Genomic DNA, 21,686 nt, shown 5'->3' with positions numbered 1-21,686 from the left:
TGTTACTTAGATCGCTTTGAGCGTGCCTTTTGGCAGCGTGGCAGCGATGGCGCCCTTCTGGAACTTCATTTCTACGGTGTCGGAGACTTCCAGAACCACGAAAGCGTCGGACACTTTAGTGATCTTGCCGGCGATGCCGCCAGTGGTCACAACTTCGTCGCCTTTCTGCAAGCTGCCCAGCAGGTTCTTCTGCTCTTTAGCGCGCTTGGCCTGTGGACGCCAGATCATCAGGTAGAAGATGACCAGGAAGCCGACCAGGAAAATCCACTCAAAACCACCGCCCATAGGACCGGCAGCGGCCGGTGCAGCGGCATCAGCCATGGCATTAGAGATAAAAAAGCTCATTTAGCACTCCAGTTGCAAATAGTGAATCTTAGGGTCGGAAAACTCAGTCCAAGGGCGGCACAGGCAGCCCGCGCTTGGCATAGAAGGCATCGACGAAGGCGGCCAATGTACCCTGTTGAATAGCCTCGCGCAAACCAGCCATCAGGACTTGGTAGTGACGCAAATTGTGGATGGTATTCAACATGCTACCCAGCATTTCCCCACACTTGTCCAGATGGTGCAGATAAGCGCGCGAGAAGTTCTGGCAGGTGTAGCAGTCACAGGTAGGATCCAGCGGCGATTCATCATGGCGATGGAACGCGTTACGGATCTTCAGCACGCCTGTATCGATGAACAGATGCCCATTGCGGGCATTACGGGTTGGCATCACGCAATCGAACATGTCCACACCGCGGCGCACACCCTCTACGAGATCTTCCGGTTTGCCAACGCCCATAAGGTAACGAGGTTTGTCAGCCGGCATCAGGCCCGGCAGGTAATCCAGCACCTTGATCATCTCGTGCTTGGGCTCGCCCACCGACAGGCCGCCGATGGCCAGGCCGTCGAAGCCGATCTTGTCCAGGCCTTCCAGCGAGCGCTTGCGCAAGCTTTCATGCATGCCGCCCTGCACGATACCGAACAGGGCAGCGGTGTTATCGCCATGGGCGTTTTTCGAGCGCTGGGCCCAACGCAACGACAGCTCCATGGAAATCCGCGCGACGTCTTCATCGGCCGGGTACGGCGTGCACTCGTCGAAAATCATCACGATGTCGGAGCCCAGGTCACGTTGCACCTGCATCGACTCTTCCGGGCCCATGAACACTTTGGCGCCGTCCACCGGGGAGGCGAAGGTCACGCCCTCCTCCTTGATCTTGCGCATGGCGCCCAGGCTGAACACCTGGAACCCACCGGAGTCAGTGAGGATCGGGCCTTGCCACTTCATGAAGTCATGCAGGTCGCCATGCTTCTTGATCACTTCGGTGCCCGGGCGCAGCCACAGGTGGAAGGTGTTGCCCAGGATAATTTCGGCGCCCGTGGCGACGATGTCACGCGGCAGCATGCCTTTTACCGTGCCGTAGGTACCGACCGGCATAAAAGCCGGGGTCTCGACGGTACCGCGAGGGAAAGTCAAACGGCCGCGGCGAGCTTTACCATCCGTGGCCAGCAATTCAAACGACATACGACTCATGATTGTTCCTCTGGGCCGCGCGGCGCCGGATTACGGGTGATAAACATCGCATCACCGTAGCTGAAAAAACGGTATCCGTTATCGATGGCGGCTTGATAAGCGGCCATGGTCTCGGGATAACCGGCAAATGCCGACACCAGCATCAACAGCGTGGATTCCGGCAAATGGAAATTGGTCACCAGGGCATCGACCAAATGAAACGGCCGGCCCGGGTAGATAAAGATGTCTGTGTCGCCACTGAACGGCTTGAGCACGCCATCGCGCGCCGCGCTTTCCAGCGAGCGCACGCTGGTCGTACCGACCGCCACCACCCGCCCGCCGCGCGCCTTGCACGCGTCAACCGCATCCACGACGTCCTGGCTGACTTCCAGCCACTCGCTGTGCATATGGTGGTCTTCGATGTTATCCACACGCACCGGCTGAAACGTGCCGGCCCCCACGTGCAGGGTCACATAGGCCGTTTCAACGCCTTTGGCGGCAATCGCATCCAGCAGCGGCTGGTCGAAATGCAGCCCCGCCGTCGGTGCAGCCACCGCGCCCAGGCGCTGGGAATACACCGTCTGATAACGCTCGCGGTCCGAGTGTTCATCCGGGCGGTCTATATAAGGAGGCAACGGCATATGGCCGACGCGTTCCAGCAGCGGCAACACTTCCTCGGCAAACCCAAGCTCGAACAACGCATCATGACGGGCCAGCATTTCTGCTTCGCCACCGCCATCGATAAGGATCTTCGAACCCGGTTTCGGCGACTTGCTGGAGCGCACATGGGCCAGCACGCGATGGCTGTCCAGCACCCGCTCCACCAGAATTTCCAGCTTGCCGCCGGATGCTTTCTGGCCAAAAAGGCGAGCCGGAATCACCCGGGTATTGTTGAAAACCATCAAGTCGCCTGGGCGTAAATGCTCAAGCAAATCAGTGAATTGACGGTGTGCGAGGGCACCGCTGACCCCGTCCAGGGTCAGCAGTCGACTGGCGCGACGCTCGGCCAAAGGATGGCGAGCGATCAGCGAATCAGGGAGCTCAAAAGTAAAGTCAGCAACGCGCATGATGGGGTTCGTCTAGCAGGGCCGGGAAGTCTAGCGGAAATAGTGAAAATTGACCATGAAACGTGATTGACCAACGGTAATCTCATCTCTATACTTCGCCGCCATTGAGCCCTGATGGCGGAATTGGTAGACGCGGCGGATTCAAAATCCGTTTTCGAAAGGAGTGGGAGTTCGAGTCTCCCTCGGGGCACCATCTAAAGGTTTCATGTTGTTCTGACATGCTGCTGATACACAGCAAAGCCGGCCACTGCGCCGGCTTTCTTGCTTCTGCTTATCCCTTCTTTTTCCAGTATGTTCCTTGTTGTCTTATTCGGCGTTGATGTATGTTCGCCAAAAATACGAACTTGGCTCCATGAAAATTGAAGCGGTCCGGCATCAAGCGCGCCCTTCTCGCTGACACAGTCCTGTTATCACTTGAACCCGAAGCCAAGCAGTGCTGTGAGACCTATGACGTCGCTCGTACTTACTTCCGTGCGCCGCAAGCAAGCCTGCCAGTCACTGCGGAACATGATCCATGTGCGAGCCAAGGACGCGTCAGGCGACGCCCTGACCGGCCGCTTCAGGCCAGAGCTCAGCACGAAGGTGAGCACCCGGTAGAAGCTCATTACAACAGAACACAGTACAATCAACCCCTTTAGAACCGCCGCCTCTTTACAAGACGATAGACAATCACAAGGAACATCGTCATGCAGCGCATCGTTTTGACGGTATAGCCCAGGCACGATGACAAAAGGCAGGCACACAACAACTCGTCGGTGACGAAGCAATTTCATTCGGGGCCGGCCGTGACTTGACAGCTGCCCAAATTCGTTAAAAGGAGTCAACATGAATACTTATGCAATTGTTGGAGCTGGGGGATTTGGCCGAGAAGTGCTGCCACTCGTAAGAGAGAAACTCGGCGTGCTCAGCGAGGAAAAATTTCAGATTGTATTTGTCGATGATGGATCGCAAGCGGCAGAGATTAACGGCGTAGCAGTGATGACCACCGCTGAATTCAATGCATTGTCATCAGGCGAAAAATTCTTCAACATCGCCATAGGTAATAGCAGGATTCGCGAGCGAATTGCCGCCGAAATGATTTCTTCGGGAGCGCTGCCATTCACAATACACTCCATCAATAACAGTGTAAGTTTAGATTGCAACGTAATAGGTGAGGGCGCAATTTTATGCCCATTCACAACCATTACATCCAATACAAAAATCGGGAAATACTTTCACGCCAACCTGTACTCTTATGTCGCACATGATTGCACGATAGGTGACTTCGTAACTTTCGCACCAAGCGTAAAATGTAACGGTAACGTCACCATAGAAGATCATGCCTATATAGGAACAGGTGCCATTATTAAGCAGGGAACACCAGAAAAACCAATTGTCATTGGTGAAGGGGCTGTTGTTGGGATGGGAGCCGTAGTGACCAAGAGCGTTGCACCGGGCACCGTAGTTGTCGGAAACCCGGCCAAACCACTTCGAAAGGGACTGGGCAGCTGATGAGAGACTTTACCATGGGGTCCGTTCCCATTGCTGAAATTACAGTTGGAATGAAGGCAAGCTACTCTCAAACTATAACGGACGCTGATATCAAGGCATTTGCAGGTATTAGTGGCGACCACAACCCTGTACACGTCGACAGAGAATATGCTGAGGCTTCAAGGTTTGGCAAGCGTATCGCACATGGATTAATGTCTGCTGGGTTTTTCTCTGCCATATTCGGCACAAAAATCCCGGGGCCTGGTTGTGTGTATGTATCGCAGAGCCTGAATTTTTTACGCCCCGTCTATATTGACGACACTATCGTTGCCGAAGTTACAGTAACTAAAGTAGACTTGGAAAAACGCCGAGTTTTTTTCGATACTATCTGTAGCGTAAAAGGCAAGAAAGTCATTAGCGGATCTGCAGAAATCTTTATCCCAAACAAATAGCAACCACCCCGCTTTTTTGGGCGGGGCGGTTTCATCAATGGCGCAGAATGATTATCTCAACTCGAGAGCTTCAAGGCTTACAGTTGGAGACTAAATTACAATAGTACCCCTCAACACAATGCGCCACTCGCCTAAGAAAAACTTTGCATATTAGAAATATAGCATTCAGTGTTTTCCGGGCTTTCGTAACGATCAAGGATGAGAGGCATGTCGGTCCTCGGGCGAAGAAAGCCACTTCTCAGCGATTGAGTGTAGACTCCAACGTTAACATTATTGCGACGAGCCCTTGCGTCGACCGACACGCTGTCAATACAGTAATTCATTGCACTGCCATTCCCACAAAGCTCGCCGCCGCTATTTATCATGCGGGATGAGTCCTGCCCTTCCATCACGACACCCCAAGCATTCTGCTCTGGCCCACCGCCTGGCACAGTGCCGGTGCAATAACAGTCGATCACAGAGTTGTTATTGCCGCCATTATCAATAAGAACAAGCGCTCGTCCTTTCCAATTAACCGACGTGATGTTCTGCACTGTACAATGCTGAGCGTAATGTAAATGCACGCCTACGGCGGAGTTCCCCGTAAATTCAAGACCTCGAATAAAGACGTTACGAATCGGCACACAAGTTGCCACAATAGCGCCGTTAGGATGTGCCGTCTTCAAGGCGTTATTAATTACCAAGGAGCCACCAAGCACGCGGAGAACTTGGCGAACCTCCATCGGTCCGTCGAGTGGCAGAGGCATACTTGCAAAATTAGTCGATGCGTCCGAAATTACAATCCAATCCCCCGCCACATACTTTGTCGCGTCAGCGACGAAAATTTCAGTTTGATTCAGACCTGCTGCGCGAACAAGATAACTTGCCGGGCGTACCTTTCCTTGGTAATCAAACGCAGCATAACTTGGATCGGTAGGGGAGTTGGGGTTGCGGCCGATTCCGCTTGAATCAATTCGTACCTTTTCAATCCCCGGTGCTGGCTCGATGATGAGGCCATGAGCCGGAGTTAAATCCAATTTATTGAGAGATACGGGGGTCTTGATCGGGCATACGTCCCGATTGATTTGAATCCAACGATATCCAGCCTGAATGATTGATCTTAGCTGTGGCCCGTTATCGAGCGATGCGCTTGGCATAAACACATATGGAGTATCTTGATACATTGGTTACCTTATTCCTTAAATTAAATCGTCTCGCCTTCCTGGCGAGAAACAACTGTACATATAAACAGTATAAAAGTAAAGAAATGTGTAGGGATTTTCTCAGCCCCCCTAAATTCTGGCACCACGTGAGCGCTCGATTCGGTAAGCCTGCCGTAGCGCCAAGCGCAGTGACCAGCGTTGCCCTGGACTGAGCGGCGCGCCCGACCAAGGATATGATGCGCCTACTGGACATTGATCGTACGACCCTGCCTCCCCTTCAAATCTCGGCCAATGTTTGGATCAACCTCAAAGGCAGACAGTAAGCACACTGCGTAAGTATACTTGTCGCGGCCCGCCATCTTCACAGGGCAACAGTTGCAACAAAACGTCGTCACACAAACCTTCCTCTATGGTCACGTGTATGGACGAACTTTAAACACCTATGGCCCTCAAGGTTGCTGAATAGCTTGGCCCTCCCAATGAGGCGACCATCTTAAAAAGACCTTGAAATCCAAGGTCTTTTTTTCGCCTGCAGGAAAGTGATGATGGGCGGGCGAACGCGAGAAAAGAGGAACCTTGGCCATGGAACAGACGCTGGAAGCTGTAGCACTTTTTGCGCTCAAGCTGGTGCATGAGACCGAAGACGCGAGCCCGATTCTGCGGGACGACCTGGTCATGGACGGCTATGAGCGGGAGGTGTTTGGCTTGCTGGTGCGCAAGGGCGATATCAATGCCATCCAGCATAAGATCGACGAGTGCCTGGCATTGGCCCTCGAATCCCTGGGCGGTGCACACACCGTGATGGGCCGCGAGCTGCAACGGCTTGCGGTGGATGCGCGCCAAGCGACGACACTCGAAGAACTCAATGCCCCGCTCAACGCACTCAAGGATTACCTGAAGGCGATCCTTTAACGCCTGCCTTCGACCGCCATGCGTACAGCCAGGCCCATCAGCACCGAGCCCATCAACCAGCGCTGTACGGTTTGCCAGACCGGTTTGCGGATGAAGAACCCCGCGATCGAGCCCGCCATAAGAGCGATCAGCCCGTTGACACTCACGCTGATCATGATCTGCGTAAAGCCCAGTACCAGCGATTGCGAGAGCACACTGGCGTGCCCGTTGGGGTCGATAAACTGGGGCAGCAACGACAGATACATCACTGCCACTTTGGGATTCAGCAGGTTGGTGACAAAGCCCATCATGAACAGCTTGCGCGGGCTGTCCTTGGGCAAGTCCCGCACCTGGAAGGGCGACCGGCCACCCGGCTTCACCGCCTGCCAGGCCAGGTAAACCAGATACAGCGCCCCGCCGAGCCGCAGCGCGTCGTAGGCATAGGGAACCGCCATCACCAACGCGGTGATACCCAATGCCGCGCAGAACATATAGACGACAAAACCCATCGCAACGCCGCCCAGGGAAATCAGCCCGGCCACTCGCCCCTGGCAGATCGACCGCGAAATGAGGTAAATCATGTTCGGGCCGGGCGTCAGCACCATGCCGAGCGAGATCAGGCCGTAGGCAAGCACGCTGGAGAGTTCGGGCATGTTGTGGCTCCTTGACGACGTAAAACCTTGTAATGGCCGGCGGGTTGTTGGCGCCATGGTAGGTCGATAAAAGGAACGCCGTTAGATACAGATCCGCGAGCAAAACGTCATACACCGGTACCGGCGTCTGCTGCACCACTCACCCAAGGAAAGGCACATGATCGACTTCAACAACAAAGGCTTCTTCAAGCTCAAGCAAAACAACGAATACGCCGAGCGCGTTTCGTCATTGCTGCTGGATGATGAGCAGGTCATCGATTCCTACAAGGCCATGCGCGATGGGGTGGTGTTCACCACCAAGCGCATCATCGCCGTGAACGTGCAGGGAATTACCGGCAGCAAAAAGGATTTCACGTCCCTGCCGTATAAAAATATCGTCGCGTATTCGGTGGAAACCTCGGGGACCTTTGACCTGGATTCGGAGTTGGAGATTTACTTTTCGGCGGTGGGGAAAGTGAAGTTTGAGTTCACGGGGAAGACGTCGATTGTTGAGATATCGAGGGTGATTTCCAGGCATGTGCTTTGAACCGTTACGAAAACTCCGCTTTTAAGGATTTCCCACTATGGGCCCAAAAACCGCAGAGCTAATCGATGTGCTTGAGGAACTTGCCATCCTGCTGGAAAGCGATGGGGACAATCACTGGAGCCGATGGATGCGTAAGGCCAAAACCTTATTGCAAGCATCCGATTACTCCGGAATCACCTATTTGCGCTCTGCATACGGCGGAATGGGCTCGTTCAATGACCTCGTTCTTGGACAAAGCAGCGAAGGCGGCGTTTTTTCCTGGAAGCCTGGATACAAGGAGTTGAACGACCGGTTGGACGGGTTACGTAATAAAGCCGCGCAGTTGGGCGCGCAGATACAGCGCTCTCAGGCAGAGTAAGCGTGCTTGAATCAATGTAGCGATTGCTAAAGTGACTTTTCCCACACCTCCCATTGAACAACGAGAATTTCAGGTTCTTCTCCGCTCTCATAGGCTCGCTTCCTTGCACAGGGAAGTGAGTCGTCATGACAGAGCGCGCGTATCCAATTACCGAAGAAGAGCAGCTGAAGCGGCGAATCCTGACGCCGCAGCCTAAGCAGATTCCGTATTCACCGTTCATTGATTTGTACGAAGCACCTTCTGCGCCATCGCCTGAACCTGCAAGGATTCCAGGCCTGGTATTCGCCAAGTCGTGCCAACTGCCCGACGGGATCATCAGCTACAACAACCCCACCGGTTATGTGCCGCTTGAGCTGATCAAGGATTACGGTCACTTCACGCTGTTAGGCGGACGGGAAGTGGACAGCCAAGGCGGCGTATCCCTCAGGAAAATCAGCGGTAGTCCCCTACCCGTTGGGCTTGGCCAGCTTGTGCTGCGTACATCCGCGTTGGAGTCCGCGGCTGCGGCGGTCGGTGCCGCCGCTGGGGGGTTGCTTGCAGGGCTGGTGGCGCTGGCCTGGCCGTCGGAGCTTGGCGACAGTGCGCTCTATAGCGAAGAGCAGCTTCGTCACCTGCAAAAAGCCCGTTCGCGGATGCGGTTGCATATCGAGCAACGCGCCGATGGGACGCTGAAGGGATATGGGTTTTACACCGGTAAAAATACCGACTGGCAGATGATCGATGTGGTGCAGTTTCAGAGTCGTGACAGTCAGTTCGTGGCGGATCTTGGCGAGGGTGTGGAGCTTACTTGGACGCCGGCCATTGATCCTGGCGACACCCTTGGCATACCGGCATTGGAGGCTGCACCGCAAGCACCGGTGATGTGGATTTATCCGCCGACGGAGGCTGCAAAGCAGATTCTGGTGAATCCGATTTATCCGCCGGAGTATCGGGATTTTATTCTGGTGTTTCCGGTGGAGTCGGGGGTTCGGCCGCTGTATGTGGTGGTTAACGAACCACGAAAGGGGCTTAAAAAACCGGACCATGATTATTTCCCGGCCCCCAACGCTGCAGACATAACAGGCTTTCCAGGTCTGATAGACCAAAGACCCGTGACACCTAGAAAAGGCGGTAGCGGCTTACGCGAGCGCTGGATAGATGCCAAAGGGAGGAAAATATTTGAGTGGGATTCCAAGAAAGGCGAATTAGAAGTCTATCGAAACAGTGACCTTGCCCACCTAGACGCATTCGATCCCTACACCGGTGAGCGCCGAGGTCGAGCAAAACCCGAACGCCGCATATACAGATAAGTGGAAAACACATCATGGTTATGAAAGTCAGATTGCGTTGGTACGACAAGCAAAGCAATTACGTGAAGGCAGATGAATACTCGGCAGATATTGATGACGCGGAGAGCTTTTTTGAAACACTAGGGTTGAGTCAAGAAACGGCGATATATGCGGACGTGTTCAACGTTCGCCCAAGCTGGATAGCGACTATCCAACCGCATTTCCAGCACGTAATTGAACCCGTGAACTTCGATTACCAAATCTCTTTCAGCTACCAAGGCACATGGCCGCCCCAATCCTCCAAGAAACCATAAAGGAATCCAATGAAAAAGCCCCCTCTCTACCGCTCAGTCAACACCCGCACGCACAACGTGCGTCACGGCAGTTGCCGCACCTACAGGCAACAACGCCATAGTAAAAGTGAAAAGAATTCCATGCTCAGCCGTGGATCAATGCATAGCCATCACCGGCACGGTCTCGATTACACGCCACTATTTCGGTTTCTTCTGTCCAAGGTCGGCCATCATTGGGATGGTGTGTTCAGCGAAGCCAACGCCCGCCTGGACCGCCCGGAACCTGTGTTCTGGATGGTTGCTCTGCATGAAAGCGACAAAAAAGAGTACGTACGAACGGACGAATCCAGTTACTACAGCGGCTTGTATGTCGACGAGGCTGGCCTGCTGCAAAAGGTTAACCCACAACTGACACCCGCGTTCATGAAGCCGTTTTGCGACTGCTGCACCCACACCTTCAACGGTGTGGTATTCCCACCGGTTCCACCCCACAGGCGCTAAAACTCAACCGCGCACACAACCCACCCACCTCCCGGCTATACAACTCCAACCGCCCCCCGATCTTCCCCACAATCATCTGCACAATCGCCAACCCCAACCCCGCCCCATTCGCATTCCCACGACTATAGAACCGCTCGAACAACCGCCCAATCTCCCCTTCATCAATCCCCGGCCCCGCATCCTCCACACACAGCTGCACCCCTCCTGAATCCGTCCCCCGCACCATCACCCTCACCTCACTCCCCGCCGGCGAGAAATTCAGCGCATTGGTCACCAGGTTCTGCAGCGCAATCGCCAACGCTATCGGGTCCGTTTCAATCCAGCATTCCTCATCCCCTTCCAGCACCAACTCAACGCCTTTCTCCATCGCCAGGGGCGTCAGTTCCGCAAGCTCTTCACGCACCAACTCCGTCAACGGAACGCGCACGCGAACGGTGTTGTTCAACTGCGGCTCGATCCGCGCCATGGTCAGCAACTGGCTGCCAATGCGCGTCGCCCGGTCCACGCCATTCACCAGGAAGTCCAACGCCTCTCGCCGCTCCTCCCCGGTACCCGCGCTCTGGGCGTTCTGCGCGTGAATGCGCAATATCGCCAACGGCGTGCGCAGTTCATGCGCCGCGTCCGCGATAAACCGACGCTCCCGCCCCAGCAGGTCATCCACCTGCACCAGCAGGCGATTCAGCGCGGTTTGCATCGGTTCCAGGTCCGTGGGCAATGGCTCAAGCTGCAGCGGTCGCAACGTATTGCTGTCCCGCCCGCGAATGGCCTGGGCCATGGCGCGCAGGGGCTTGAGGCCCCAGCCGATGGTCAGCCAGATCAACAACGCCAGCAGCGGCACGCCAATCAGGATGGGCCAGAGGGTGTGGCGGATGATGCGCTGGATCACGTCCTGGCGAATGTCGTCGCGCTCGCCCACCCAAATGAGCAGGCCTTGTTGCATGTCGGCGAGCATGAACGCGCACCAGTCATTGCCGTTTTCCATCAGGTCGTGAGGCCCGAGGGTGGTGGGCGGTGCGTTGAGGATCGGCGCGTCGGTGGAGCGCACCAGCAGTTGGCCGTCGGTGCGCCATACCTGAAAGGTCAGGCGGGTTTCGTAGGGGTGCGCGGCGCCGTCTTCGCCGACGCGGCTCATGGCTTGATCGAAAGCCTGGTACAGGCGGTCCCAGTCGGCATCGCCGGGGTCGCGCTGGCGCAGTACGCCTTGCAGCAAACGGGCACTTTGGGCGAGTTGGGCGTCGTAGACTTCTTCGATTTCGTGGTGGCTGTCCCGCAGCACCAGCCAACTGATCAGGCCATCTCCCAGCAGGATCAGCACCAGCACCGGAATGAGGATGCGCGCGCGGACCGAATTCATGGTTTGAGTTCCACCATGTAGCCCACGCCACGCACGGTGCGGATCAGTTCGGTGGAGAGTTTTTTGCGCAGGTTGTGGATAAGGACTTCGAGGGTGTTGCTTTCGACGCGGTCCTGCCAGCCGTACAGCGCGCGGGACAACCGCTCGCGGGTGACGACTTTGCCGGGGCGCACCATCAGTTGATGGAGCAGTTGGTATTCCATCGGCGTGACCACAACGTCCTCGCCTTGATAACTGACCTGTTGGGTCACCGGGTCCAGGCTCACGCCCGCATGTTCCAGCAATGGCTGCGCGCGGCCCTGGCTGCGGCGCAACAGGGCGCGCACACGGGCCTTGAATTCTTCGACGTCGAAGGGTTTGACCAGGTAGTCGTCGGCGCCGGCGTCCAGGCCGGCGATGCGCTCGGCGGTGCCGTCGCGGGCGGTAAGGATCAGCACCGGCAGGTCGTATTGCTCGGCGCGCAGGGTTTGCAAGAGAGTCAGGCCGTCGAGGCGTGGCAGGCCGAGGTCAAGCAGCAGCAAGTCGAAGCTTTCGGTGCGCAGCGCGTGCAAGGCGCTGACGCCATCCTGCAGCCAGTCCAGGGTGTAGCCTTCGGCGCCCAGGGCTACACGAATCCCTTGGCCAAGGGCACGATCATCTTCGACAAGGAGCAGGCGCATAACTGATTCTCTGGAGTAACCGGCGGCATGATGCCGTGTAACCGTCGAGGCTATTTCGGGAAAGATGTTACGGGCCGTTGCCAACTAAGCTTTCGCTAAGGTTGGTTTTGCACAGTGAAACCTCCTATGCCTGTTGAGAGTGTTTCTGTGCGCAACAAGCCTTTTTTCGACACGTTTTCGATACGCGCGCCTTTAACGATCTGCAGTCTGCTACTGGTGTTTCTAGTTGCCTGGACCAGTCACCCGCCCCACGTGCTGGCGCCGTTTGCCCAAGCTGGCAAGGACACGTCCCCTGCAGCGGCCGCCCCGCAATACAGCAGCCGGTTTGTCTCCTCGCAGCTCAATGACTTTGTGCATTCCTCCTCGGTCACTGCCCTGCCCGGCGGCGACCTGATGGCCGTGTGGTTTGCCGGGTCCCGCGAGGGCGCCGCCGATGTGCAGGTGCGCACCGCGCGCTTTGACGCGAAAAGCGCCGAGTGGGGCCCGGAGCAAGTATTGGCCACCCGCGAAAGCACGCGCGACGGCACGCACCGCTACATCCGCAAGCTGGGCAACCCGGTGATCGCCCTGGCACCGGACAATCGCCTGTGGATGTTCTACGTTTCGGTGTCGGTAGGCGGCTGGGCCACCAGCGCGATCAACGTGATGGTCTCGGATGACCTGGGGACGAACTGGTCGGCCCCTCGGCAACTGATCACCTCGCCTTTCTTCAATATCAGCACGCTGGTGCGCGCCGCACCGGTATTCCACGCCGACGGTTCCATCGGCCTGCCGGTGTACCACGAGTTCATGGGCAAATTCGCCGAGTACCTGTACCTGAGCCCCGACGGTGCGGTGGTCGACAAATTCCGTATCAGCCGTGGGAAGAACTCGCTGCAGCCGACCATCGTCCCGCAGGACGGCCAACGCGCCATCGCCATGCTGCGTTACGCCGGCGAAACCCATCACCGAGTCCTCGCCAGCCGCACCGAAGACGCCGGCCAAACCTGGAGCGAGCCTTACCCACTGGAACCGTCCAATCCCAACTCCTCGCTGGCAGCCGTCAGCACTGAAGGCGACGGTTTGCTCGTGGCCCTCAACGACCTGCAGGACGGCCGCTTCAAGCTCAGCCTGTACGGCACCGATGCCAAGCTCAATCAGTGGCGCACCGTGGTGGAACTGGACCAATCCCCCGACCCCTTGGGCCAACCGTTCTCCCCCGAGGCCTACAAGGAAATCATCGGCGAAGGCTTCCGCGCCTCCAGCGGCGCCCTGCGCCTGCCGCTGGAACAACGCTTCCTCAGCAACCTGGATTACCGGGTGTGCAAGCCCCGTGGCTGCGATTTCGAATACGAGTACCCGTACTTCAGCCGCAGCCCGGACGGCATGTACCACCTGGTGTACTCGTGGAATAACACCTTTATCAAACATGTCAGCTTCAACGAAGCCTGGCTGTCGGAGCGCCTGTGATGGTTTCTGTATGGCAAGCGCATTTGAGTTTTGTGCTGTTGGGTTTTGTGCTGCTCAGCCTGTTGCGCGTCACAACACCCTGGCGCCCCTGGCTGCTGCCGGTGTTGGTGGTGGTGAGTTTTATCCCGGTCAACGAACTGCCGTTGGCGGCGTATGTGCGCAGCTTCACCGATGACCTGGCCATCAGCACCCTGGTGTTGCTGGCGTGGGTCAGCCTGTGCCGGTTGGGTGTGGTGCAGCCGCTCCAGCGCCCGCAGAAGGTCCAGGTGCTGCTGCTGTTTGGCATCCTGAGCCTGGTGCTGTACCCGGCAACGATGGGCCTGACGTATTTCGACCCCTACCGCTGGGGTTTCAACCCTCGGCCGATGATCGTGCTGATAGGCGCGGCAGCACTGTTGATGCTCTGGCTGCGTAATACGCTGGCGGTGTGGATGCTCGCGGCGGGCACCCTGGCGTTCGCGCTGCGGCTCAAGGCCTCGGAAAACTACTGGGACTATCTGATCGACCCACTGCTGACGGGCTACTGCCTGGTGGCCGGGTTGTGGATGCTGGCGATGGCTGCCTGGCGCCCTCTTTTAAAATTGCACAGAGGTCAATGATGGGATGGTTGCACTCGCGCCGCCTGCGCTACGGCGTGGGCGCGATCGGTTTGGTATTTGCGTTGCTGGCGGCACTGCGGCTGGTGTTTGTATGGGGATTTTCCGGGGTCGGCCTGAGGGAGCCCGCACTGCTGGAAACCGTGGGCATCGGCCTGCGTTTCGACCTGCGCCTGGCGGTGCTGATCCTGTTGCCCCTGGCACTGCTCGCCTGGCTGCCACGCTGGAACCTGATGACTGTCCCCGCCCTGCGCTGGCTGGCACGGGGTTATCTGCTGCTGGCGCTGGCCACCGTCGGGCTGGTGTACATCATCGACTTCGGCCACTACGCCTACCTCGGTGTGCGCATCAACGCCACGGTGCTGCGTTACCTGGAAGACGCGCAGATTTCCCAACAGATGGTGTGGGAAACCTACCCGGTGCTATGGATAACCTTGAGTTGGCTTACCGCCGTCGGCCTGTGGACCTACGCCCTGGTTCGCCTTGAACGCATCACCCTGGATGGCGAACGCAAACCCATTGGCAAGTTGGCCATCGCATCCGTGGCCACCGTCGGCGTGATCGCGGTATTGCTGGCCCTGCTCGGCCGCGTCGCCAACCTCAATATCGAAAACCCGGTGCCCCTGCGCTGGAGCGACGCGTTCTTTTCCGGCAACAACCAGATCGCCGCCGTGGGCCTCAACCCGGTGCTGTTTCTGTACGACACCCTCAAGGTCGGCCAGTCGCAATTCGATGAGGCGCGGGTACGAGAGCATTACCCGCAAGTCGCGAATTATCTGGGGGTCAGCCAGCCCGACCCCGAGCAGTTGAACTTCGCCCGTGAACAAGCCGTGCAGCCTTATCAGCTCAAGGGCGAGCGCCCGCCGAACGTGATCTTCGTGATGCTCGAGTCCCTCGGCACCAGCGCCGTGGGCGCCTATGGCAACCCGCTGAACCCCACGCCGAACCTCGACAAGCTGGCGAAGGAAAGCTGGTTCTTCAAACACTTCTACGTGCCCGTCACCGGCACCGCCAAAACCGTGTGGGCGAGCATCACCGGCGTGCCCGACGTTACCCGCCAGGAGACGGCGACCCGCAACCCGCTGATCACCCGGCAACACACCTTGATCAATGCGTTCGAGGACTACCAGAAGCTCTACATGATCGGCGGCAATGCCGGCTGGGCGAATATCAACGCCTTGATCCGCCAGAGCATCGACGGCGTGAAGCTGTATGACGAAAGCCACTGGCGCTCGCCACGGGTGGACGTGTGGGGCGTTTCGGATCTGGACCTGTTCAAGGAAGGCGACGAACTGCTGCGGGCCATCCCCAAGGACCAACCGTTCTTCGCCTACCTGCAAACCTCCGGCAACCACCGACCGTTTACCATCCCCAAGACCAACGATGGCTTCAAGGTGCATGACCTCACCGTGGAACAAGTCCAGGCCGCAGGCAGCCGCAGCGTCGAGCAGTACAACGCCGTGCGCCTGCTGGACTTCAACATCGGCCGCCTGATGGAAATCGCCAAGGCTGGCGGTTACTACGACAACACCATCTTCGTGTTTTTCGGCGACCACAACACCCGAATCAGCCAGATTCCGCACATGGCGCCGGCATTCGAGCAGCTTGGACTGGAAAGCAACAACGTGCCGATGATGATCCACGCGCCCGGCCTGCAACCCCGGGTGATCGAAGAAGCCGTCGGCCTGGCGGACCTGCTGCCGACCGTGGCCGGCATGGCGGGCATACCGTTCCGCAATGGCGCGATGGGCCGGGATATCCAGCAACCTGCGCCGGAAGGCGAGCGCGTGGTGCCGCTGGTATTGCGCGAGGGCACGTTCCCGCTGATCGGCGGCGTGACCAAGGACTTCCTGCTGCAAATGGAGCACGACGGCAGCTCGCCGACCCTGCATGACCTGGCGTCGCAAACGCCGAGGGACAATGTGGCTCAGCAGTATCCCGAGGAGTTTGAGCGGTTGCAGGGGCTGACCCGTGGCCTGCATGAGAGTGCGCGATTGATGTTGTTCCGGAACGTGCGCTGACGCCCCAGGAGGCCAACCCCAACGGCACAAAAACCACTTACGCTACCCGGTCAAAGAGGCCGCGGATGACGACGATGCGGCCCAGGACCGGACCTGCCTTGATGGTGCTAAACGACCAAATAAACAGCAAACAGGCACATCGGCAGCAATACCAGTCCCAACACCATAAACACCACAACGCTCAACGCGTTGGCACGGGGCGTGCCAACGCTGCTGACAAACCCCAGGCAAAACCGTCTGAGTAACTCGACACCTTGGGCAAACAGATAAGCCAGCGTGATCGCAACCAGGGAGAGCGTTCCCGTAATCGCACAGTAAAGCAGTACCGGCTCCGGCATGAAGTAAGTCGTTATCCAGCCTTGGGAGGTGACATGGATAATCGTGGGAGGCTGAAACAAGGACAATGCGTAATAAAAATCACTGAACGGTGAATACTCAACATTGGGCCTCACCTCACCTGCGGGTAAGGCGTTGTACAGCTCATTCATGTCCGACCAACGAAACCAATACGTCGCGGCGGTAAACAGAACGTAGGCCACCATAATTGTCAGCAGGAAACTCAGCGCAAAACGCAGAGAGCAAAAACCTCGCCGCACTCCAACGTTGATGCTTAACTTGGTGAGTTGAATCGTGACGAAGTCGATTGCCACGGCAACAATCAGGCCCTTGGTATAAAAATCCACAAACGCCTGCAAAACACTAAGCGGCGGCAGGACATTAAACACGTGCTCTGGGTTGTTGAATAAGTACAGATCCAATAACCAGGCGCTGAAAAAAACAACGGACACCACCAGCGTATACAGCGGCACACTAATAATTTGCCGCTTGGCAAACAGCGTAGTCCCAAACAACCGCTGAAAACTGCGGGCCCATAGTTGGGCGATACGCACGATGCCATTGTGCCCAAAATCCATCCCACCCAAGGTCTTCAGGATTTCCATACGCGACTTTTTGGTAGCGAGCGCTACGCCTAGAAATACAATGGTCACAGAAAAAATTATTGAAATAAAAACGATCAGTGCCCCCACCAAATCCTTCATCGTTACTCCCTATCAGTTCAACGCCAACTTCATGAAAATCCCTTCACAGCCCGTCTTTGGCGGGCTCTTCATTTGGCCGCCAAGGCGGTGTAACAAACGTCTATTGCTTCTGAAACGTCGCAAGGTAGGCCAGCAAGTTGTCGATCTTCTCCTGATCACTGATCCCCCAGAAAATCATCCGAGTGCCGCTCACGACCTTTTTCGGTGCCTCGATGTAGGCGGCCAGCTTGTCCCGCGTCCAGACCACCCCTGAATTCTTCATCGCATCTGAATACTGGTAATCCGTGGTCGTGCCGGCCGGGCGGCCAATGATGCCGTTGAGCTGCGGCCCGAAACCACCCCGTGCGTTTTCGCCGACGCTATGGCAACCGCCGCAGGTCTTGCTGAATAACTTTCCACCGGCTTCGGCATCGCCTTCTGCGACGGCTTGAAAACTGAAGGCCCCACCGATGAAGGCAATGGCGAGTAAAGCGGCGTATTTCATGAGTGGCTCCCCACAGGTCGTTCGCCCAACCGCTGCACCAGACGCACCAGATAGCCATCCGGATCTTGCACGATGAATTGCCGTTGGCCCGCCTCCACCTCGCCCGCCCGATACCAGGCGTCTTCGACCTCGCGGAACAGCGGCCAGCCGATGGCAGCCAGACGCTGCAAGACAGGCGCCACGGCAGGCACATCGATTTGCAGGTTGATGCCTCGTCCCAGAGGTTTTTCCAGCGGTGCGGTCAACCACTGGCCGGCATCCGGATCGTATTGCTCAAGCATGATTTGCGCGCCTTGCTGGTCGAGATAGGCAAAGCCTTCTTCGGGGCGCTGATAGGCAATGTCGAAACCCAACTGGGTGACCCAGAAGTCGAGGCTCGCCGTGAGACTTGTCACGATGAGCTCGGGGACAATGGGGTTGCGGATGAACATAAGGATCCTTGGGGGCTTGGTCGGCGTTGTAGAGATTAACATCTGGAAACAGCCACTCAATTGATATGGAGCGCCCTGCCCTGACGCACACAACCAAATGACCACCCATCGCAAAAAAAACATCCAATCGAACCTAATCGACGGCGCCCCACTCCACCTTACTTAACCCGGATGGTGGAGTAAGGATCATGGCTCAGCCATCGATATTGGTGCTGGAAGACGACGAAATCATTCGCTCGTTGATGGTAGATGTACTGGAGGATTTCGGCGCGGTGGTGACCTCGTTCCCGTCCGCAGACGAAGGGATGATTTTTCTTGAACGAGCCAGTGATCCGGTAGACTTGATTGTCAGCGATATCCAGATGCCCGGCCTGCTCAATGGCTACGACTTGAGCAAGGTGGTCGCCCATCGCTGGCCGACGCTGCCGGTGGTGCTGACCTCGGGCAACACCGCAATGGCCTCGCAGTTGGGCAGCACCGTGCGGTTCCTGCCCAAGCCGTGGACCACCAAGCGCCTGATCGACTGCGTGCAGTCGGCCCTGGTGCAGGGTTCGCCCATGCACTGATAGCATCGCGATATCAGCCAAGGCGAACTTCACGGCGACTCCTGCGGTCAGTTATTAAGCAACCTTACATGGCCAGCAGGCCCCCAGTTCGAGTTTACTGAATGCATTCACAGGCCCATGACGTTGGTGCGCCCCCTGTACTTGAAGCCCTGCGCTCGGGTACCGCTTTACTGCACGTCGCCCTGGAAAAGCGCTTGCCGTTTTTCTCCCCGCAGCTGGATCACACTCGGTATAAACGCCTGCTCCAGGCCTATTACGGGTTCTACAACCCTCTGGAAACGACGCTGAACGACAGCGGCTTGATCCCCGTGGGGTTTGATCAGGTGCTGCGTCGCAAAACTCCTACCTTGCTGACGGATCTTCACGCCCTGGGCCTGGACGCCCGAGCCATCGCCGCCCTTCCCCATTGCATGTCGCTACCGCTCCTCGACACGCCGGCCGCCTGCCTGGGCGCGCTGTATGTGCTGGAAGGCGCCACCCTGGGCGGGCAGATCCTGCGCCGGGAAATGGCCCAGCGCCTGGGACTGGAGGCCGACAACGGCGGCGCGTTTCTCAACGTGTACGGCGCTGAAACCGGTCGGCGCTGGAAAGACTTTCTCGACTACCTGAGCCATGTGCCCCTCGATGCGCACGCCAAACTGCGCGCCGTGAACGCGGCCCGCTCGACATTCAGCTGCTTTGAGCAATGGCTCGACAGCCAGGAGGTACTGCTATGAAACCCGAAGATTTTGAAGAGTTGCTTGCCAACTGTGCAGACGAACCCATCCGCTTCCCGGGGGCCATCCAGCCCCACGGTGCGCTGCTGACCCTGTCCGAGCCGGACCTGCATATCGTGCAGGTGAGCGCCAACGTAGCCGAACTGTTCAACCACTCACCGGAATCCCTGCTGGGCCAGCCGCTGCACACATTGATCGGCATTGAACATGCCGAAGCCGTCCAGGCCATGGTCACGCAAAACAGCTTTTTCGACGCCGCACCGCTGCACATGACCCTCAACGGCGCCGAGTTCGAAGGCTTGCTGCACCGCCATCAGGATGTACTGGTGCTGGAGTTCGAACCACGGCTCAAGGACTTCCAGCCGCGGGCACTCAATGGCCGGACCAGCAACCTGGGCAAGATGCTGCAACGCCTGCAGGCGGCGAAAACCCTGCAAGCCTTGTATGAAATCAGCGTCAACGAAATCCAGGCCATGACCGGCTATGACCGGGTGCTGATTTATCGTTTCGAAGAGGAAGGCCACGGCCAGGTGATCGCCGAAGCGTCCGCCCCGTCGATGGAATTGTTCAACGGCCTGTTCTTCCCGGCGTCTGACATCCCCGAACAAGCCCGGGAGCTGTACCGCACCAATTGGCTGCGGATCATCCCCAATGCCGATTATGAGGCAGTGCCGCTGGTGCCCAGGTTGCGCCCGGACACCGGCCAGCCCCTGGACCTGAGCTTCGCCACCCTGCGCAGCGTGTCGCCGATTCACTGCCAGTACATGAAAAACATGGGGGTGCTGTCGTCCATGAGCATCTCCCTGATGGCCGGCGACAAACTCTGGGGCCTGATCAGTTGCGGCAACCGCCAGCCGCTGCTGGTGCCCAATGATTTGCGCACCGCGTGCCAGACCATCGGCCAGGTGCTGTCGTTGCAGATCAGCGCCATGGAGGCCCTGGACCTAAGCCGCCAGCGCGAAGAAAAAGTCGAGGCCCTGGCCTTGCTCAGCCAGGCCATGCAGGCCTCGCCCGCAAACGTCTTCGATGGCCTGGCGCAGCGTCCGCAATTGCTGATGGACCTGACCCTCGCAGGCGGTGTGGCGATCATCGAAGACAAGCAACTGCACCGTTACGGTAATTGCCCGGAACCTGCGCAGATTCGCGCCCTGCACAAGTGGCTGCAAGAGACCGGGCAGCCGGTGTTTGCCAGCCATAACCTGGCCTCGGTTTACCCGCCGGCGGCTGAATACCAGCACGTAGCCAGTGGCGTGCTGGCCATGAGCTTGCCCAAGCCGGTGGACAACGGCGTGTTGTGGTTTCGTCCCGAAGTGAAGGAAAACATCAACTGGAGCGGCGACCCGAACAAACCCCTGGACCTGGAAAGCACCGACGCGGGCCTGCACCTTCGCCCACGCACCTCGTTTGAAATCTGGAAGGTGGAGATGGCCGGCATTTCCACCAAATGGAGCCACGGTGACCGCTTCGCCGCCAACGACCTGCGCCGCTCGGCCCTGGAAAATGACCTGGCCCGCCAGGTGCTGCGTGAACAACAGGCGGTGCGCGCCCGGGATGAACTGGTGGCGGTGGTTTCCCACGACCTGCGCAACCCGATGACGGTGATCTCGATGCTCTGCGGCATGATGCAAAAGGCCTTCAGTTCCGATGGCCCACACACCTCGCGACGGATTTCCTCGGCCATCGATACCATGCAACAAGCCGCCGGGCGCATGAATGTGCTGCTGGAAGATTTGCTCGACACCTCGAAGATCGAAGCCGGGCGCTACACCGTCAAGCCGGTGGCCCTGGACGTGAGCCAGATGTTCGAGGAGGCCTATTCACTGCTCGCGCCCCTGGCGATGGAAAAGGGCATCGACCTGTCCTTCAATGCCGAACCCGGGCTGCAAATCCATGCCGACCCGGAACGGTTGTTCCAGGTGCTGTCGAACCTGATCGGCAACGCCATCAAGTTCACCCCGCGCCAGGGCAATATCGGCATCAGTGCGTTGAGCAATGGCGAAGAGATTGTGTTTTCGGTGCGTGACTCCGGCGAAGGGATCGCCCCTGATCAGTTGCCTCACGTGTTTGATCGCTACTGGACGCAAACCGAAAACAATCCCACCGGCAGCGGCCTGGGCTTGTACATCACCCAAGGCATCGTGCAGGCCCACGGCGGGCGGATCGAGGCTGAAAGTGAGTTGGGGCGAGGCAGCGAGTTTCGGTTTACGGTGCCCAAGCCGGCTTGAAACGGCGCCTCATCGAGACGGCGAAGCATATG

24 protein-coding genes and 1 tRNA gene are annotated in these 21,686 nt (G+C 57.7%); 15 read left to right on the top strand and 10 right to left on the bottom strand.

Features of this window, described 5'->3' with window-relative positions:
- Window positions 1–6: 6 nt before the first annotated feature.
- From yajC to queA, 3 genes are read right to left on the bottom strand one after another with little or no spacing between them, the layout of a single operon-like run.
- Window positions 7–345, bottom strand: a complete 339-nt coding sequence (yajC, locus tag QF039_RS01190) for a preprotein translocase subunit YajC (RefSeq protein ID WP_003175975.1) — start codon at window positions 343–345, stop codon at window positions 7–9.
- A 43-nt stretch (window positions 346–388) separates the two neighbouring features.
- A complete protein-coding gene (gene tgt / locus QF039_RS01185; protein WP_003210314.1) occupies window positions 389–1,504 on the bottom strand; it encodes a tRNA guanosine(34) transglycosylase Tgt in 1,116 nt (371 codons plus the stop codon).
- Between the two features lie 5 nt (window positions 1,505–1,509).
- Complete coding sequence (gene queA, locus QF039_RS01180; protein ID WP_307516627.1) at window positions 1,510–2,559, bottom strand: tRNA preQ1(34) S-adenosylmethionine ribosyltransferase-isomerase QueA; 1,050 nt, start codon at window positions 2,557–2,559, stop codon at window positions 1,510–1,512.
- Window positions 2,560–2,667: 108 nt separating this feature from the next.
- On the opposite strand from queA, the gene QF039_RS01175 reads away from it, so the two are divergent.
- The 3 genes from QF039_RS01175 to QF039_RS01165 all read left to right on the top strand — a co-directional run bounded on the left by QF039_RS01175 (window position 2,668) and on the right by QF039_RS01165 (window position 4,481).
- Window positions 2,668–2,752, top strand: a tRNA-Leu gene (locus tag QF039_RS01175).
- A gap of 632 nt (window positions 2,753–3,384) precedes the next feature.
- Window positions 3,385–4,050 (top strand): acetyltransferase, encoded by a 666-nt coding sequence (locus tag QF039_RS01170; RefSeq protein ID WP_008438437.1) that lies wholly within the window; start codon window positions 3,385–3,387, stop codon window positions 4,048–4,050.
- Window positions 4,050–4,481 carry a MaoC family dehydratase gene (locus QF039_RS01165; protein WP_087695135.1) on the top strand — a complete coding sequence of 144 codons (432 nt, stop codon included), beginning with the start codon at window positions 4,050–4,052 and terminating at the stop codon, window positions 4,479–4,481. Before QF039_RS01170 ends, QF039_RS01165 begins: the two co-directional genes overlap by 1 nt.
- A 131-nt stretch (window positions 4,482–4,612) precedes the next feature.
- On the opposite strand, the gene QF039_RS01160 is transcribed toward QF039_RS01165, so the two are convergent.
- Window positions 4,613–5,644 (bottom strand): hypothetical protein, encoded by a 1,032-nt coding sequence (locus QF039_RS01160; protein WP_083853252.1) that lies wholly within the window; start codon window positions 5,642–5,644, stop codon window positions 4,613–4,615.
- Between the two features lie 561 nt (window positions 5,645–6,205).
- Here QF039_RS01160 and QF039_RS01155 point away from each other — a divergent pair.
- A complete protein-coding gene (locus QF039_RS01155; RefSeq protein WP_177046425.1) occupies window positions 6,206–6,535 on the top strand; it encodes a hypothetical protein in 330 nt (109 codons plus the stop codon).
- On the opposite strand, the gene QF039_RS01150 is transcribed toward QF039_RS01155, so the two are convergent.
- Window positions 6,532–7,167: a LysE family translocator gene (locus QF039_RS01150; RefSeq protein ID WP_134325800.1), complete on the bottom strand. Its 636-nt coding sequence runs from the start codon at window positions 7,165–7,167 to the stop codon at window positions 6,532–6,534. The two genes, QF039_RS01155 and QF039_RS01150, sit on opposite strands and share 4 nt — an antisense overlap.
- A gap of 157 nt (window positions 7,168–7,324) precedes the next feature.
- On the opposite strand from QF039_RS01150, the gene QF039_RS01145 reads away from it, so the two are divergent.
- From QF039_RS01145 to QF039_RS01125, 5 genes are all read left to right on the top strand, one after another.
- The gene (locus tag QF039_RS01145; RefSeq protein ID WP_003210321.1) at window positions 7,325–7,693 is read left to right on the top strand and encodes a PH domain-containing protein; all 369 of its coding nucleotides are present in this window, start codon (window positions 7,325–7,327) and stop codon (window positions 7,691–7,693) included.
- 37 nt (window positions 7,694–7,730) lie between these two features.
- The gene (locus QF039_RS01140; protein WP_003210323.1) at window positions 7,731–8,051 is read left to right on the top strand and encodes a hypothetical protein; all 321 of its coding nucleotides are present in this window, start codon (window positions 7,731–7,733) and stop codon (window positions 8,049–8,051) included.
- A gap of 125 nt (window positions 8,052–8,176) precedes the next feature.
- The gene (locus tag QF039_RS01135) at window positions 8,177–9,340 is read left to right on the top strand and encodes an S-type pyocin domain-containing protein (protein ID WP_307516622.1); all 1,164 of its coding nucleotides are present in this window, start codon (window positions 8,177–8,179) and stop codon (window positions 9,338–9,340) included.
- 14 nt (window positions 9,341–9,354) lie between these two features.
- A complete protein-coding gene (locus QF039_RS01130) occupies window positions 9,355–9,633 on the top strand; it encodes a colicin E3-like toxin immunity protein (RefSeq protein WP_008438442.1) in 279 nt (92 codons plus the stop codon).
- 9 nt (window positions 9,634–9,642) lie between these two features.
- Window positions 9,643–10,113, top strand: a complete 471-nt coding sequence (locus tag QF039_RS01125) for a hypothetical protein (protein ID WP_307516620.1) — start codon at window positions 9,643–9,645, stop codon at window positions 10,111–10,113.
- On the opposite strand, the gene QF039_RS01120 is transcribed toward QF039_RS01125, so the two are convergent.
- Window positions 10,070–11,467: a sensor histidine kinase gene (locus tag QF039_RS01120; protein WP_307516618.1), complete on the bottom strand. Its 1,398-nt coding sequence runs from the start codon at window positions 11,465–11,467 to the stop codon at window positions 10,070–10,072. The two genes, QF039_RS01125 and QF039_RS01120, sit on opposite strands and share 44 nt — an antisense overlap.
- On the bottom strand, window positions 11,464–12,126 hold the full coding sequence (locus QF039_RS01115) for a response regulator (RefSeq protein WP_177021394.1): 663 nt from the start codon (window positions 12,124–12,126) through the stop codon (window positions 11,464–11,466). Before QF039_RS01115 ends, QF039_RS01120 begins: the two co-directional genes overlap by 4 nt.
- A 180-nt stretch (window positions 12,127–12,306) precedes the next feature.
- Between QF039_RS01115 and QF039_RS01110 the strand changes: the two genes are divergently transcribed.
- Genes QF039_RS01110 through QF039_RS01100 form a run of 3 tightly spaced genes read left to right on the top strand, consistent with a single transcriptional unit; the run spans window position 12,307 to window position 16,192 of the window.
- Window positions 12,307–13,575 (top strand): sialidase family protein, encoded by a 1,269-nt coding sequence (locus QF039_RS01110; protein ID WP_177020425.1) that lies wholly within the window; start codon window positions 12,307–12,309, stop codon window positions 13,573–13,575.
- Window positions 13,575–14,174 (top strand): hypothetical protein, encoded by a 600-nt coding sequence (locus QF039_RS01105; protein WP_177069723.1) that lies wholly within the window; start codon window positions 13,575–13,577, stop codon window positions 14,172–14,174. The genes QF039_RS01110 and QF039_RS01105 overlap by 1 nt, the downstream gene beginning before the upstream one ends.
- On the top strand, window positions 14,174–16,192 hold the full coding sequence (locus QF039_RS01100) for an LTA synthase family protein (RefSeq protein WP_307516614.1): 2,019 nt from the start codon (window positions 14,174–14,176) through the stop codon (window positions 16,190–16,192). Before QF039_RS01105 ends, QF039_RS01100 begins: the two co-directional genes overlap by 1 nt.
- A 107-nt stretch (window positions 16,193–16,299) precedes the next feature.
- Here QF039_RS01100 and QF039_RS01095 read toward each other — a convergent pair whose 3' ends face one another.
- From QF039_RS01095 to QF039_RS01085, 3 genes are all read right to left on the bottom strand, one after another.
- The gene (locus QF039_RS01095; protein ID WP_177008165.1) at window positions 16,300–17,232 is read right to left on the bottom strand and encodes a hypothetical protein; all 933 of its coding nucleotides are present in this window, start codon (window positions 17,230–17,232) and stop codon (window positions 16,300–16,302) included.
- 100 nt (window positions 17,233–17,332) lie between these two features.
- Window positions 17,333–17,716: a cytochrome c family protein gene (locus QF039_RS01090; protein WP_177008166.1), complete on the bottom strand. Its 384-nt coding sequence runs from the start codon at window positions 17,714–17,716 to the stop codon at window positions 17,333–17,335.
- Window positions 17,713–18,147 carry a VOC family protein gene (locus QF039_RS01085; RefSeq protein WP_177008167.1) on the bottom strand — a complete coding sequence of 145 codons (435 nt, stop codon included), beginning with the start codon at window positions 18,145–18,147 and terminating at the stop codon, window positions 17,713–17,715. The genes QF039_RS01090 and QF039_RS01085 overlap by 4 nt, the downstream gene beginning before the upstream one ends.
- Window positions 18,148–18,335: 188 nt before the next feature.
- Here QF039_RS01085 and QF039_RS01080 point away from each other — a divergent pair, with 188 nt between their 5' ends.
- From QF039_RS01080 to QF039_RS01070, 3 genes are all read left to right on the top strand, one after another.
- Window positions 18,336–18,713 (top strand): response regulator, encoded by a 378-nt coding sequence (locus tag QF039_RS01080; protein ID WP_003210361.1) that lies wholly within the window; start codon window positions 18,336–18,338, stop codon window positions 18,711–18,713.
- 101 nt (window positions 18,714–18,814) lie between these two features.
- Window positions 18,815–19,429 carry a biliverdin-producing heme oxygenase gene (locus QF039_RS01075; RefSeq protein ID WP_307516609.1) on the top strand — a complete coding sequence of 205 codons (615 nt, stop codon included), beginning with the start codon at window positions 18,815–18,817 and terminating at the stop codon, window positions 19,427–19,429.
- Window positions 19,426–21,654 (top strand): ATP-binding protein, encoded by a 2,229-nt coding sequence (locus QF039_RS01070; protein ID WP_307516607.1) that lies wholly within the window; start codon window positions 19,426–19,428, stop codon window positions 21,652–21,654. Before QF039_RS01075 ends, QF039_RS01070 begins: the two co-directional genes overlap by 4 nt.
- Window positions 21,655–21,686 lie beyond the last annotated feature (32 nt).

This window comes from Pseudomonas sp. W2I6 (assembly GCF_030815935.1).
In the GTDB taxonomy this organism is placed as follows: domain Bacteria; phylum Pseudomonadota; class Gammaproteobacteria; order Pseudomonadales; family Pseudomonadaceae; genus Aquipseudomonas.
The sequence above is the reverse complement of the archived record's forward strand: the minus strand, read 5'-3'. Positions and strand labels throughout refer to the sequence as shown.